We start from the raw sequence: 14,205 nt of genomic DNA on the forward strand, positions 1-14,205 counted from the left end.
CTTTTAATTGTCAATCTTTTTTTAAATCTTTTTTTAAAAGTTTTTTTTGCTTTCGCCTTTTCCTGCGACAGCTTTCTTATAATAGCAAATCTTATTTTTACAGTCAACTCATTTTTTAACTTTTTTTTGTAAAATGTATTAAAGTCTCAAATATTAAAGATTAATACTTGAGACTTAGTATTATTCAACAACTTTCGGTAGGACAATAATAAATTCTGAGCCTTCATTTTCTTTACTATTAACCTTAATCATACCATGATATGATGATATAATTTGATGGGCAATCGATAAGCCCAGTCCATTACCACCTTTACTATTTGTTCTTACCTTGTCAACACGATAAAAACGATCGAATATTTTTTCTAAATCATCTTTTGAAATGCCTTCACCATAATCTTTAATTTTAACGTAAATGCATCTAACCTCAGACCATGCCTCGATTTCTATTAGCTTAACAGTGGTTGAATATTTGATCGCATTATCCAATAAAATAATCAATACCTGTTCAAGGCGTTCTTCATTTATTAAAGCAACATCAGAGAAATTGAGCTGATTAGTTAAATTAATTTTGAAATCACTATCGTATAATACTTTAAAATCATGAGCTACTCGATTAACTACCTCACAAACCTCAGTTAATTCCTCAGGATGTGTTGCAATATGCCCTGTTCTTGAAAGCTCCAGCATCTCTTGAATCAAATGCTTCATTCTTTGAATTGACTGGATACTTGACTGAATACTTTCATCCAAAACCTCTGGATCATTTTTTCCCCAACGATCTAACAGCTTAAGATGACCTTCAACAATTGCCACTGGCGTTCGTAATTCGTGAGAGACATCACTGATAAACTGATCCTTTTGTTCAATTGACTCTTTTATTTTGGCCATTAACTCAGCAAAAATATTTGCCAAATCTTCAAGCTCATCACCTGTATTAATCGAGTCCATACTAATTTCTTGCTTGGGGTCATCTTTTAATGCCTGCATTGTATTTCTCAAAATTTGAACTGGTCTTAAAAAATAGCGCGCTAAAAAATAACCTAAAACAATACTGAGCAATAAAACAATAATTTCAATTATTATTAATATATTAAAAATGTGTTCTCTAATTTCTGAGAAGCTTTCAGGGATCAATACACCTTGAACATAGCCAACTACTAAACCAGTATCCTTCGAAATAATTGGCTGAGCTGTGATACTTCCTATTTCTTTCCCTAAGGAAATAACAGTTGGCGAAATCTTTTTGTCATCAATTAAGCTTGGCGGTAGATCATCTGTCCCAAATATAATCTGCTTTTTGGCATCATAAATATAAAATGAAAACGATTTTTGAATAATTTCAGCCAAAAACTCATTTTTTTTAAGATAAGATGCACTATTCACACCCTTTGAAAAGGGTAGGCTCTGATTTAATGACTCTTGAACAAATGTTGTAGTCAGTTCTTCATCAGAAGCCGCAAATTTTCGATTAATATCACTGACTGTCCGTTCTAAATTTTGTTGTTCTCGTGACATAATCAGATTAACAGCAGAGTTATACGTTATCACAACGAAGGTGGTAAATAATATAAAAATAAAGAGCGCACTCGCAAGCGCCCATTTCATCATCAATGAGGGACTCTTAATACGCTGATACGCTCTTTTAATTTTGTTAATCATTGACGCATTACATAGCCAGTTCCACGAACAGTTTGGATATAGCTATCTTGTCCTGGTACATCAATTTTATTACGCAAATAACGAATATAAACATCGACAACATTTGTTTCTGCATTGCCATCTTGCCCCCAAACTTTGCGCAAAAGCTCTTCACGTGGCAAGACTGTATTAATGTTTTCCATTAAGGTTAGAATTAACTCGTATTCCCGTTTTGTCAGATCAATGATTACATTATTTCTCCGAACAACCCGATTTTCCTTTTCAATTGTCAAATCACGATAGCTTAATGAAGTTCTGTGGTCGCCATTTTTTTCCGTCTCAATATCCACTCGGCGCAATAATGAGCGCAAGCGTGCTAAGAGTTCTTCAATCGCAAAAGGCTTAACAATATAATCATCTGCCCCATGGTCTAGCCCCGAAACTCGATCCATTACTGAATCTCTTGCCGTCATAATAATAATTGGTGTTTGTTTAGTCTGACGTAAGCGACGAGCAACCTCCAAACCATTTAATTCAGGTAACATCAAATCAAGCAAAATAACATCCCAGTCCTCAGCCAAAGCAGCCTCTAAACCTAAACGTCCATTTTCTTTGATTTCCGTTTGATAGCCTTCATGCTCTAATTCTAACGAAATAAATTTTGAAAGCTTTTTTTCGTCTTCAATGATTAATACTTTTTGCACCATAATAAAACTCCTATTCTTCTTTATACCATGAATAATGATATGTACCTTCTTTATCTAATCTTTGATAAGTATGCGCCCCAAAATAATCTCGTTGAGCTTGAATTAAATTCGCTGGTAGCTTTTCGCTTCGATACGAATCAAAGTAGGCAATTGCGCTGGAAAAAGTAGGCACTGGAATACCATTTTGAACCGCTAATGCAACGACCTCACGAACAGCCTGCTGATATTTCTTAGTAATTTCAATGAAATAATCATCTAGCAGTAAATTCGCTAAGTCAGCATCCTTTTCATAGGCATCTGTAATTTTTTGTAAAAAGCGGGCACGAATAATACAGCCTGCACGCCAAATTTTAGCAATTTCAGCAAAAGGTAAATGCCAATCATACTCCTTGCTTGCTGTACGTAATTGAGCAAATCCTTGCGCATAGCTCATAATTTTAGAGAAATAAAGTGCTTGACGAATCTTCTCAATCAATTCTTCACGATTACCATCAAATGCGGCAACCTCTGGCTTTGGAAGCACTTTACTAGCAATCACTCGTTCATCCTTATAGGCTGAAATAAAGCGCGCAAAAACGGATTCTGTAATTAACGGTAATGGCACGCCAAGATCCAGTGCACTTTGCGATGTCCATTTCCCTGTTCCTTTGTTGCCTGCTGCATCCTTAATCACATCAACAATTGCTTCACCGGTGCCTTCATCATCTTTTCGAGTCAAAATATCGGCAGTAATATCGATTAAATAAGAATCCAACTCACCTTGATTCCATTCATCAAATACCTTTGCCAATTCGTCAACAGAAAGGCCTAGGATGTTTTTTAATAAATCATAGCTTTCAGCAATTAACTGCATATCACCATATTCAATGCCGTTGTGAACCATTTTAACGTAATGACCAGCCCCGCTTGGACCAATGTAAGCAACACACGGTGCGCCATCCTCTTGAGCTTTAGCTGAAATTTCCTCTAAAATTGGTGCTACTAAATCATAAGCCTCTTTTTGACCGCCAGGCATAATCGATGGTCCTTTGAGAGCACCCTCTTCTCCACCAGAAACACCTGTTCCAATAAAATTAATGCCAGATTCATCAAGCATTTTATTACGACGGATTGTATCCTCAAAATAGGTATTACCGCCATCAATCAAGATATCACCCTTATCCAGATGTGGAAGCAATGCTTGAATCGTCGCATCAGTCCCTTTACCCGCTTGAACCATCAGCATGATTCTACGAGGCTTCTCAATCGAGCTTACAAAATCCTCAATTGTATATGAGGGTATAAAATTTTTATCTGGATGTTCCGAAATAACCGCTTCTGTTTTACTTGCAGTTCTATTGTAAATTGCAACCTCATAACCGCGTGATTCAATATTTAAGGCAAGATTTTTACCCATAACAGCCATTCCAACTACACCAAAGTTTGCTTGTTTCATTTTTTCCTCCTAATAAATAATAGGTCATTTAACCTTAGTTTTTGTTAGCACAAAATAAAACGACTATAATTAAAGCTCTGGTGTCTTCTATATTTTCTAAGACTTCTTCGTTAATTATAACCGAAAACAATTATAAATCATATCATTTTATTCATTTTTTTCTTTAAAAAGATCGTTTAAGTGAGAGAATGGTGAATTTTTTTCTTTTTTTTCTCTAGTCAAACGATTTTGATAAGTTTCTTCAGACATGATTTCCCAGTCATTACCCGAAACAAAGCCATCTCCTTCTTGCTCGGCTTCAGTTAAAACTTGGATAGGAATATTTAATAATATATTATCTGAAACACTCTCATCTAAATCAATTAAATCTTTTTCAAGCACTAATACATTTTCATCATCTAATATTTCTGCACTTTGATATTGCTCAGCTGTCATAAATACTTCTAAAACCGTAATCTTTTCTTTCATCTTCACAGGCTCTAAGCTCCTTGAAGAAGGCAAAGTAATCGTATAAGTCGCCAGATAGCTTAAAACATAATCAATTTGATTGATTTCTAGGCTGCCAACAACCTCTACCTGAGACAGATCGATGACTTCACTATTCCTACTTTGAATATTTTTTTGTAAATCCAAGGACTCATTAAAATCTATCACTTGATTTTGAAATTTTTTTAATTCATTAAGAGACCATTTCATCTTTACTCCTCCATTCTCTTTCATTTTCTTATAGCCGAAAGCAAATGTCAAAAAATTTTAATAATAATTTAAGTTCTGCTAAAATAATAATATTAAAGAACAACACATTTCAAAAGGGGTTTAAGCAAAGGAGCAGAGCATGAATACTTCAATTATTGATTTAAAAAATGTTTCATACATTCGTCAAGGTAAAACACTGCTTAATCAAATCAATTGGCAGGTTAAAAAAAATGAAAATTGGGCAATTTTAGGATTAAATGGTGCTGGAAAAAGCCTATTACTTAAGCTAATCACAGCTGATATTTGGCCAAGCACTGGTTCCGTCAGTATTCTCAATTATCAATTTGGTAAAGCAAACATTCCCGAATTAAAGCAAAAAATCGGTGTGGTCAGCTCATATCTTAATGATCGACTCTATCAAAGCGAGTCTGTTGAAAATATCGTGCTGTCTGGAAAATTTGCCAGTATTGGCATTTACCAAAAAACCTCGGCAAGAGACCTTGAGGCCGCTAAATCTCTGATTCAGTTTCTAAATGCAGCGCACCTTATCGGTAAAAGCTATCGAACATTATCACAAGGGGAGCGCCAAATTATCTTAATCGCACGCGCATTAATGGCGGAGCCAGAAATATTGATTCTTGACGAGCCAGCTAATGCACTCGACTTATTTGCACGTGAAAGGCTACTTAGTCAAATTTCTAAAATATCAAAATTACCAGATGCACCAACTCTGTTATATGTCACTCATCATACAGAAGAAATTATTGATGTTTTTAATAAAATGCTCTTGATTCGTGGTGGTGAAATCATTCACCAGGGGGAACGTGAGGCAATTATTACAGAAAATATCCTTACTCATTTTTACCAAGATCCTGTTGAAATCGTTCCAATTATTGATCATCGTTTTGCTATATACCCAAAGCATAAACAGAAATTTCCAGATAAAAATTAAATCTTGTTAATTTCTAATATCTTTATGACAAAATTGCTATAATAAAGTATCGTCTTTTACAAAGGGGGAGATATTGATGAGTAAAAAAATGTCTGCCTTAATCAGTTTATTTTTAGCAGCCGTCTGTTTTATCAGTTTAATTAAAATGTACAATCATGTTGGTTTCATCTATCTAAGCTCTGTTTTATGGATGAATCAATTAGAAATTTTCGATAACCATACTTTTGTTTATTCAATGATTACGGTACTTACTGTCCTAGTTTTCACCAATCTATATTATACACTCCAAGGTAAAATGAAGCGATTTGTCCTTTATGCCGAGTTTTGTCTCTACATGGCTGCTTTATTAGTATTTCTACTCCTAAAGAGTCCTGGTGTCCAAGGGATCAATTTAAGCTTTACTGGCTTTTGGATTGACTTACAGTATTCAACCTTTGAAGTAATCATGAATATTGTTTTATTTATACCGCTTGGCATTTTACTTGCAAACAAATTAAAATTAGTATCGACAATATTATTAAGTCTACTCTTTATTCTTTCGATTGAAAGCATCCAATATATTTTCAAATTGGGAGTTTTTGATGTCATTGATATCGCTACTAATTTTTCTGGCATATTAATTGGTTATCTTCCCACTAGGCTATGGTTATTTTATCGCAGCCGAAAATAATTTTAGAATTTAAGACTCTAAAAAACCCTAGCAAGCTAAGGCTTGTTAGGGTTTAATTTTTAGGGCTTGTATATAGAGGAGAAACTGGACGGCGTTCGTGAATTCGTAAGATTGCTTCTCCGATTAATTCACTAACCGAAACCTCGACAATTTTATCTATTTTACGCTCTGGTGCCAAATTAATGGTGTCTGTAATTACTAAGTTAGTAATTGCTGAATCCGTAATTCTTTCTAAGGCCGGTCCAGATAACACTGGATGCGTACATGACGCATAAATCTCAGTAGCACCCTTTTCTTTTAAGGCATTCGCAGCAAGTGTAATCGTACCAGCTGTATCAATCATATCATCAATCAAAACACATTTTTTACCTGAGACGTTACCGATAATGTTCATTACTTCAGCAACATTTGCCTTTGGACGACGCTTATCAATAATTGCAATCGGCGTTTTTAAATACTCCGCCAGCTTGCGTGCGCGTGTCACGCCACCATGGTCAGGAGATACAACCACCACACCTTCACCACATAAACCTTTTTCTAAAAAGTAATTTGCAATTAGAGGTGCGCCCATTAAATGATCCACTGGAATATCAAAAAAACCTTGAATTTGAGCCGCGTGTAAATCTAACGTCAATAGACGATCAGCACCTGCGATTGTTAGCATATTTGCAACTAATTTTGCAGTAATTGGCTCTCTCGCTCTAGCTTTACGATCCTGTCTTGCATAGCCATAATAAGGCATTACAACATTTACAGATGCAGCACTTGCTCTTTTTAAAGCATCAATCGTAATTAAAACTTCTAATAAATTATCATTAACTGGTGCTGAAGTCGATTGGATAATATAAATATGTGAGCCACGAACGCTCTCTTCAATATTTACTTGAATTTCTCCATCACTAAATTGCGTAACATTAATTTGTCCAAGCTCAACACCAATTGACTTAGCAATCTTTTCCGCCAATGGTTTATTTGAATTTAAAGCAAAAATCTTTAATCGTGGATCCGAATAGGTATTTGACATGTCATCCTCCATTTTCTCAATACTTCTATTTTAGATTTTTTTTCCTAAAATATCAATAATTGATTGTTTATCTATTGAGAAAATATAAAAAGCAAAAATAATTAACAATTAAATTTGCTTTGAAAAATCTCTTTTGATATCAATCAAGGTTTTAATCAATTGTAAAACTCGATATAATCCAGCACGTAATTCAAATTCTGCTCTTGTTTCAGGTAAAGGCATCTGGCGATAATCCTCAAAAATGGCATCAACCATTATTGATAATTTTTCACCGTTATTATCCTTATCAAAAGTTTTTGAAAGCTCCAAAAAAAGCTTTGACAAGCCATCGAAAAATCGTGGCTCTATCTCCAATTGATGCAATTCCTCTAAAATTTCTTGAAAAACCAATAATTGAATTTGTCGCATTCGGAAATAATCAAAATAAAAATTTTCCTTAGAAAATACTTTATTGGCCATCGCTTGCTCCGATAAATCAATGTTTTTACCAGCAAAATCTAATAAACGCTTGACTTCTATTAATTGTAAATCGAGTCTTTTATTACTCCGAACAGAGTTAACTATCCCTTTAACCAATAATCTAATTTTTGCCTCAAGCTCTTTTTGATTATTATGCAATATTTTATTTAAATCTGGCATATAAGTATTTGCGATTAAGGCAAAGCCTACACCAAGAATCATCAAAAGATACTCATTCCAGATTAAAGCAATCGTAATTTTATCAGCTATCAGCAAGTGCGTTGCCAAAACGGAGCTGACAACAATACCGTCCTCAGCTTTAATAAAAACAGCTAGCGGAATAAAAAGCAGTAAAAACAAGCCAAAAACCCAAGACATACTCCCAATTACCGTAAAAAGAAGGGCTGCAATGCTTAAGGCAATCGTTAAGCTCCAAAGACGAGAAATTCCCATTTGAATCGTCGACTTTTTCGTGCTAGAAACACTTAAGATTGCAATAATTGCTGCAGTGGGCGCATATTCTAAACCAAAAAAGGCTGCAACACTCAAGGCCAGAGTTGCACTAAGGACCGTTTTAATCGTTCTTAACCCAATTCTCATTGCAATCTCCTTATTGTAGACTAAAATACTATAATTTTTCATTTACCCAATTAATGAATTTTTGAATGCTCAGCTTAATAATATTTTCCGCTGCCACATCTGTTTTGGCTACTAAAACAACTTTATTATTTTCTTTTGACTTGCTATCTAAATAGCCAAGATTATCATCTTTAAGCTGAATCGTGGCACTGCCAGCCTCAGTTTTCAAGGCCGTAACTGGTGCAACCAAAGCACCTGATTTTTTTACAGCTATAAACTTTCCTTGATAGTCAATTGATTCCCAATCAGTATTCACCCAGCTGGTAAATTCACTATTAGCAACCAATTTAACTGATTTTGCCTTACCATCCTCAACTTTGATTGACTTCTTAAAGGAAACTGTATCTCCTTTTTTAATAATCACCTGCTTTGACCAATTATTAAAGGCATAATCCATTAGCTCATTAGTCGCTGTAAAACGTGCCGCAGAATCCGAATCGACGTTAGTCGCTTTTAAAACAACCGTAATAATTCTTTGATTATCTTGCGTCGCAGTACCGACAAAACACTGACCAGCCAATTCAGTTGTTCCGGTTTTTAAACCATCCACACCCTCACGATAATTGGGCATATCTGGCAGCATCCAATTCCATGTTTGCATGGTTACATCCTCCCATTGCGAGGTTGATTGTTTAGTAATTTCCAAAACCTCAGGATACTCTTGAATCAAATGCTGAGCAATAATTGCCACATCTTTGGCGCTTAAGCGATTTTCATCATCCGTTGCACTATTCGGATAACGGTTGTCCCCCAAATATTCATTGTTTAAACCCGAAGCATTGACTAAGTGTGGCTCCTTAATTCCCCAGCTTATTAATAATTTTTTAGCAGCATCAACAAAAGCTGGCTCGCTACCAGCAACCTTTTCTGCTAGAGAAACCGCAGCAGAATTAGCCGAAGCAACTAGAGCAGCATTTAGTAATTCCTTGACTGTATAAGCTTTACCCTCAACAAATGGGACGCCTGATAGATCTAAATTTTGTGATAACTGATAGGAATAGTCACTAATTGTCACCGAATCATCCCATTTTAGTTTGCCATTGGCAACCGCATCGTAAACCATATAGGCAGTTATAATTTTTGTAATGCTTGCGATACCTAATTTTTCATCATCATTCTTGGCATATAAAATTTTACCGGTCTCACTATCCACAGCAATTGCCGCCGTCGCAGCAGCATCGAAATTCGTTTCAGCACTTGCCTTTGTCATATTAACATTAAATCCTAAGCCTAATATTGCAAGTAAAAATAAACCAATGATTATTATTTTTTTCAACATTGCCTCCAATCTTTATTATTAATAATTAAAAAACTTATTCATACATTTATCAGATTATCTAAAAATAATTAAAAAAGGCTGAGCAGCTATTCATCATCTCAGCCTTTCTTATTACTGACCTACCTTTTCAATTCAAAATTATGATTTGAGATAAACTTTTCTATGGCGCGTATTATTAACAAAACAAACCATATATTAATAAATTTTAAAGATATTTCATTATTAATACTTACTATCGTGTTGCAATTACCTTTTCAATATGTTTAATCGCTTTTTCTTTACCTAACAATTCAATTGTATCCGGTAATTCTGGCCCATGCATTTCGCCAGAAACGGCAATTCTAATAGGCATAAACAGATTTTTACCCTTTACCCCTGTTTCTTTTTGAACCTCTTTTATTAATGGAAAAATACGATCCCGATTAAATTCATCAGCTGATAACGCTTCAAGCTTAGCCTTAAACGCTGTTAAAACAACAGGAACCGTTTCAGCAGCTAGAACCTCTTTTGCCTCTTCCGTCACCACTGGATGCTCATTAAAGAATAAATCCGTTAAAGGCACAATTTCCTCTGCAAAGCTCATTTGTGGTTGATAAAGTGCAACTAATTTTTGAGCACGCTTTAATTCTGCTTCAGCAGGTTTTTCTGACAAACGATTTGCCGCTACCAAAAATGGTTTTGCTAACTCAAATATCTTTTCAGCAGATGCTTGCTTCACATATTGATTATTAATCCATTCCAATTTCTTTTGATCAAAGGCAGCAGGTGCTTTACTTAAACGATTTTCATCAAATAATTGGATTAATGCTTCCTGGCTAAAGATTTCTTCCTCACCACCTGGATTCCAGCCTAATAAAGCGATGAAATTAAATAAAGCTTCTGGTAAATAGCCCTTAGCCCGATAATCCTCAATAAATTGTAAGGTTTGGGTATCACGCTTAGATAATTTCTTACCTGTTGCCGAATTAATAATTAAGGTCATGTGACCAAATTTAGGTGTTTCCCAACCAAAAGCTTCATAAATCATCAGCTGCTTTGGCGTATTGGCGATATGGTCATCACCACGTAAAACATGGGTAATTTCCATCAAATGATCGTCAACAACGACCGCAAAATTATAGGTTGGCATACCGTCACGCTTTTGAATTACCCAATCGCCACCAACATTGCCACCTTCAAATTCAATATCGCCCTTCACCATGTCATGCCATTTATAAATTGCCTTTTCATCAACTTTTAAGCGAATTACTGGTATGATACCGGCTGCTTTTTTCTCAGCAATGACAGCCTCACGTTCTGCATCAGTCATATCTTTAAATTCGTAGATATATTTTGGTGTTTCACCAGCCGCCTCTTGCGCTTCTCTTTGTGCTGCAAGCTCATCCTCAGTTAAATAGGATTCATATGCTAAGCCCTTTTCAACCAATTCTTGAACAAGTGGCTGATAAATTTCCAGACGCTCTGACTGACGATATGGTCCAAAATCACCCGGATTTTGTGGGCTCTCGTCCCAATCCATACCTAACCAAGCCAGATTTTCTAATTGCGAACGTTCACCGTCTGCCACATGACGTTTTTGGTCGGTATCTTCAATCCGAATTATAAATTCACCATTATAGTGACGTGCGAATAAATAATTAAATAAGGCTGTTCTTGCATTACCAATATGCAATAATCCAGTTGGACTTGGTGCATAACGAACACGAATTTTGTCTGACATTTTAATAAAGCTCCTCACTTTTTATCTAATTGTTCTAAAAATTTTTTTAACTCTAATTTACGTTTTGCAGGCAGATCTTTAGATTTTATATTTAAAATAGCCGCATCCAAATCATATAAAAAATGTAAGCAGGCACCCTCATCAACCAAAGCTTTAACTTTTAAAAAAGCAGCCTTTGCGCCAAGTTGACATAATTGTTCGGCTGTCAAAATACCTGCCTGATTTAGCTTAGATTCATTAGCCTTTCCGATGCCTTGCATTTCTGAAATTTTCATAGAATAATTACCTCACATTTACCATTTAGAGTATTCCTAATGCTTAAGTATAAGGCTTCCGCTAATGGCTTTCAACTTTTTTCAGATAGAAATCTAAAAATTTTCATTTTTTTTCAGCAAAACAACTGCTTGAGCGCCTATTCCTTCCCCACGACCGATAAAGCCCATTTTTTCTGAGGTTGTTGCCTTGATATTGACTTGCTCTGCTGATATTTGTAAGATGTCTGCAATATTTTGCTTCATTTTAGGCAAAAAGGCTGCCATTTTAGGGCGCTCCGCAATAATCGTACTATCAATATTAGATACTTGATAACCTTTTTCTGACATCATTAAAAAAATTTCACTTAGTATTGTAGTTGAAGAGATACCTTCTGTTCTCTGATCTGTATCTGGAAAAGCATGCCCAATATCACCTGCCCCAAGTGCCCCAATAATTGCATCGGTGATTGCATGTAATAAAACATCTGCATCGCTGTGACCTAATAACCCCTGCTCAAAGGGTAGCTGCTCGCCACCAATCATTAGCCTGCGCCCGTCAACTAACTGATGCACATCGTAGCCTTGACCAATTCTAAACATTACGCCGCCTCCTCATGATTGCTTTGGCAATTACTAAATCCTCAGGTGTGGTAATTTTTATATTTTCATAGCTTCCCATGGTAATTGTCACCTCAGCATCTAAAAACGCTTCAATTAGTGAACCATCATCTGTTCCTAAAAACTGGCATTCTTCTGCTTTTTTGTGTGCTTTTTTAATCCACTCCGTTAAAAAAACCTGTGGGGTCTGTGCCTGATATAAATCAGCACGTGGCACTGTACGAATAATTTTACCCTTGCGCACCTGCTTAATCGTATCCTTAACAGGTACAGCTAACATTGTTGCATTATTTTCAAAAACATTAGCTTTTAAAGCCTCCAAATTTTCTGACGTGATAAATGGTCGCGCGCCGTCATGTATCATGACATATTTACAATTAGTTTGTGCCAAGCCTAATCTGACACTATCCTGCCTTTCCAAACCACCCTCGATAAATTCAACCTCTCTCGGTAACGTTGGAAAATTTTCACGCTCATCTGCTTTGCCTACAACAATGATTTGCTTGCAATCATTATCAGATAAAAATAAATCAATCGAATAGCTGATAATAGGTTGATGCTTTAACTCTAGAAATACTTTATTTTGCTTAATCCCCATACGTGTGCCACTGCCTGCAGCCAGCACAATCGCTGTATAATCCACTATTTTCAAATTCCTTTCATAAAAAGGCTTAGCGTATCGCCTAACGCGCGAAATCCAGACGTGTTAATGCTTTCTTACAAGTCGTGAATACGATTAGTGATTTATCGCTCAAAGCCTAACCATAAGCCTAAACGCCTCAAAATACGAAACGATTTGCTCTGATGCCTGCCAATCGCTAAACAAAATTTTTTACGCTATCAAGCTACTCAGCAAAAATCGTTAAATCCATATAAAAATGCTTATTAAACTGAAAAAAAGGCTTCAGAATGAACTAAACGCTTAAACTAGCGAGTTGATTTTTGATGCTCCAGTCTTTTTTTGTTTGGCTTCGCAAAAATCATTCGGCCAGCAGCGGTTTGAAGTGCAGTCGTAACCACAACACTAATCGGCTGATTCATGTGGCGCTGTCCTTCTTCAACAACAATCATCGTACCATCCTCCAAATAGGCAACACCCTGTTCTCGTTCAGTACCCGCCTTGACAACTGTAACTTCCATTTCTTCACCGGGAATGACCACCGGCTTAACTGCATTTGCTAATTCATTAATATTTAAAACAGTAATATTTTGAAATTCTGCAATTTTATTTAAATTATAATCGTTCGTAATTAAGATAGCATCCAAATGCCGTGCTAGCTTCATCAGCTTGGTATCTACTTCTTTAATATCCTCGTAATCCAAATCATACATTTCAATATCAATAGCTTCTTCCTTTTGCAAAATATTAAGAATATCCAAGCCACGCCGACCCTTTGCTCTTTTTAGTGAGTCAGTTGAATCAGCTACTAGCTGTAACTCTAATAGAACAAAATTTGGTACTAAAATAGTGCCCTCAATAAAGCCCGTTCTAAGAATATCCAAAATACGACCATCAATTAATACTGAAGTATCCAGCAGCTTGTAATGATGAAATTGCTCATCAGCTCGTCTTTCCATCACCTTAGGCGCTTCTTCAATTGTCACTTTTCTATTTTTAATTAGCAATTGACGGATATCTTCCTGACGCCGATGAAAAATTGAAAAGCCTGTATAAGCAAGTAATATCATAATCACAAAAGGCAAAACTGTACTTACAAAGGGAACATTCAAATAAAATAGGGGAATTGAGCCAAGCAGCCCAATCAATAAGCCCATCACACTACCAATCGAAGCAAAAAGCACCTCTGTTAAGCTGATTTTACTTGCACGTTCATCAATTGCGGTGAGTAATTTAAGAATAAAATTAGCTAGGAATAATGACAGGATTAAAAAAATCACACCACCGATAATACTATTAACAATTGGACGATTAAAAACTGAATCGCGTTGCTGAATTGCTAACCAAAACGCTGGTAAAAAGCTACCACCTAAACTTGCACCGATAATTACCATAAGCAAATGAATAATATTCTTTCGCATTAGGTCCACCTCTTTCTATTATTTAAAAATTACAATCACTTTGATTTTAGTATACATGGCAAAATTATACTAAA

At 35.7% G+C, this 14,205-nt stretch carries 14 protein-coding genes; 2 read left to right on the forward strand and 12 right to left on the reverse strand.

Going from position 1 to position 14,205, the window contains the following annotated elements:
- Positions 1-180: 180 nt before the first annotated feature.
- From HOY35_RS11500 to HOY35_RS11515, 4 genes are all read right to left on the reverse strand, one after another.
- Positions 181-1,608 (reverse strand): HAMP domain-containing histidine kinase, encoded by a 1,428-nt coding sequence (locus HOY35_RS11500; RefSeq protein ID WP_172214050.1) that lies wholly within the window; start codon positions 1,606-1,608, stop codon positions 181-183.
- 47 nt (positions 1,609-1,655) lie between these two features.
- On the reverse strand, positions 1,656-2,342 hold the full coding sequence (locus tag HOY35_RS11505) for a response regulator transcription factor (RefSeq protein WP_172214054.1): 687 nt from the start codon (positions 2,340-2,342) through the stop codon (positions 1,656-1,658).
- Positions 2,343-2,355: 13 nt separating this feature from the next.
- Positions 2,356-3,780 (reverse strand): NADP-dependent phosphogluconate dehydrogenase, encoded by a 1,425-nt coding sequence (gene gndA, locus HOY35_RS11510; RefSeq protein WP_172214048.1) that lies wholly within the window; start codon positions 3,778-3,780, stop codon positions 2,356-2,358.
- Between the two features lie 147 nt (positions 3,781-3,927).
- Positions 3,928-4,476 (reverse strand): DUF177 domain-containing protein, encoded by a 549-nt coding sequence (locus HOY35_RS11515; protein ID WP_172214046.1) that lies wholly within the window; start codon positions 4,474-4,476, stop codon positions 3,928-3,930.
- 139 nt (positions 4,477-4,615) lie between these two features.
- Between HOY35_RS11515 and HOY35_RS11520 the strand changes: the two genes are divergently transcribed.
- Complete coding sequence (locus HOY35_RS11520) at positions 4,616-5,428, forward strand: ABC transporter ATP-binding protein (protein WP_172214044.1); 813 nt, start codon at positions 4,616-4,618, stop codon at positions 5,426-5,428.
- 76 nt (positions 5,429-5,504) lie between these two features.
- The gene (locus HOY35_RS11525; RefSeq protein ID WP_172214042.1) at positions 5,505-6,098 is read left to right on the forward strand and encodes a VanZ family protein; all 594 of its coding nucleotides are present in this window, start codon (positions 5,505-5,507) and stop codon (positions 6,096-6,098) included.
- Between the two features lie 52 nt (positions 6,099-6,150).
- On the opposite strand, the gene HOY35_RS11530 is transcribed toward HOY35_RS11525, so the two are convergent.
- From HOY35_RS11530 to HOY35_RS11565, 8 genes are all read right to left on the reverse strand, one after another.
- Positions 6,151-7,122 (reverse strand): ribose-phosphate diphosphokinase, encoded by a 972-nt coding sequence (locus tag HOY35_RS11530; RefSeq protein WP_172214040.1) that lies wholly within the window; start codon positions 7,120-7,122, stop codon positions 6,151-6,153.
- Between the two features lie 108 nt (positions 7,123-7,230).
- On the reverse strand, positions 7,231-8,181 hold the full coding sequence (locus HOY35_RS11535; protein ID WP_172214038.1) for an aromatic acid exporter family protein: 951 nt from the start codon (positions 8,179-8,181) through the stop codon (positions 7,231-7,233).
- Positions 8,182-8,209: 28 nt separating this feature from the next.
- On the reverse strand, positions 8,210-9,496 hold the full coding sequence (locus tag HOY35_RS11540) for a serine hydrolase (RefSeq protein WP_172214036.1): 1,287 nt from the start codon (positions 9,494-9,496) through the stop codon (positions 8,210-8,212).
- 235 nt (positions 9,497-9,731) lie between these two features.
- Positions 9,732-11,219: a glutamate--tRNA ligase gene (gene gltX / locus HOY35_RS11545; protein WP_172214034.1), complete on the reverse strand. Its 1,488-nt coding sequence runs from the start codon at positions 11,217-11,219 to the stop codon at positions 9,732-9,734.
- A 14-nt stretch (positions 11,220-11,233) separates the two neighbouring features.
- Positions 11,234-11,494, reverse strand: coding sequence for a TfoX/Sxy family DNA transformation protein (locus HOY35_RS11550; protein WP_172214032.1), 261 nt, complete (start codon positions 11,492-11,494; stop codon positions 11,234-11,236).
- A 93-nt stretch (positions 11,495-11,587) separates the two neighbouring features.
- The gene (gene ispF, locus HOY35_RS11555) at positions 11,588-12,073 is read right to left on the reverse strand and encodes a 2-C-methyl-D-erythritol 2,4-cyclodiphosphate synthase (RefSeq protein ID WP_172214030.1); all 486 of its coding nucleotides are present in this window, start codon (positions 12,071-12,073) and stop codon (positions 11,588-11,590) included.
- Positions 12,066-12,734 carry a 2-C-methyl-D-erythritol 4-phosphate cytidylyltransferase gene (ispD, locus tag HOY35_RS11560; protein ID WP_172214028.1) on the reverse strand — a complete coding sequence of 223 codons (669 nt, stop codon included), beginning with the start codon at positions 12,732-12,734 and terminating at the stop codon, positions 12,066-12,068. The genes ispF and ispD overlap by 8 nt, the downstream gene beginning before the upstream one ends.
- Before the next feature lie 284 nt (positions 12,735-13,018).
- Positions 13,019-14,131: a PIN/TRAM domain-containing protein gene (locus HOY35_RS11565; protein ID WP_172214026.1), complete on the reverse strand. Its 1,113-nt coding sequence runs from the start codon at positions 14,129-14,131 to the stop codon at positions 13,019-13,021.
- Positions 14,132-14,205 lie beyond the last annotated feature (74 nt).

This window comes from Enterococcus sp. MMGLQ5-1 (assembly GCF_013155265.1).
In the GTDB taxonomy this organism is placed as follows: Bacteria; Bacillota; Bacilli; order Lactobacillales; family Streptococcaceae; genus MMGLQ5-1.

Coding starts and splice junctions, on each gene's coding strand:
- HOY35_RS11530 (WP_172214040.1), bottom strand. CDS start 7,122: ATGTCAAATACCTATTCGGATCCACGATTAAAGATTTTTGCTTTAAAT.
- gndA (WP_172214048.1), bottom strand. CDS start 3,780: ATGAAACAAGCAAACTTTGGTGTAGTTGGAATGGCTGTTATGGGTAAA.
- HOY35_RS11535 (WP_172214038.1), bottom strand. CDS start 8,181: ATGAGAATTGGGTTAAGAACGATTAAAACGGTCCTTAGTGCAACTCTG.
- HOY35_RS11550 (WP_172214032.1), bottom strand. CDS start 11,494: ATGAAAATTTCAGAAATGCAAGGCATCGGAAAGGCTAATGAATCTAAG.
- HOY35_RS11565 (WP_172214026.1), bottom strand. CDS start 14,131: ATGCGAAAGAATATTATTCATTTGCTTATGGTAATTATCGGTGCAAGT.
- ispF (WP_172214030.1), bottom strand. CDS start 12,073: ATGTTTAGAATTGGTCAAGGCTACGATGTGCATCAGTTAGTTGACGGG.
- HOY35_RS11520 (WP_172214044.1), top strand. CDS start 4,616: ATGAATACTTCAATTATTGATTTAAAAAATGTTTCATACATTCGTCAA.
- gltX (WP_172214034.1), bottom strand. CDS start 11,219: ATGTCAGACAAAATTCGTGTTCGTTATGCACCAAGTCCAACTGGATTA.
- HOY35_RS11500 (WP_172214050.1), bottom strand. CDS start 1,608: ATGATGAAATGGGCGCTTGCGAGTGCGCTCTTTATTTTTATATTATTT.
- HOY35_RS11525 (WP_172214042.1), top strand. CDS start 5,505: ATGAGTAAAAAAATGTCTGCCTTAATCAGTTTATTTTTAGCAGCCGTC.
- HOY35_RS11515 (WP_172214046.1), bottom strand. CDS start 4,476: ATGAAATGGTCTCTTAATGAATTAAAAAAATTTCAAAATCAAGTGATA.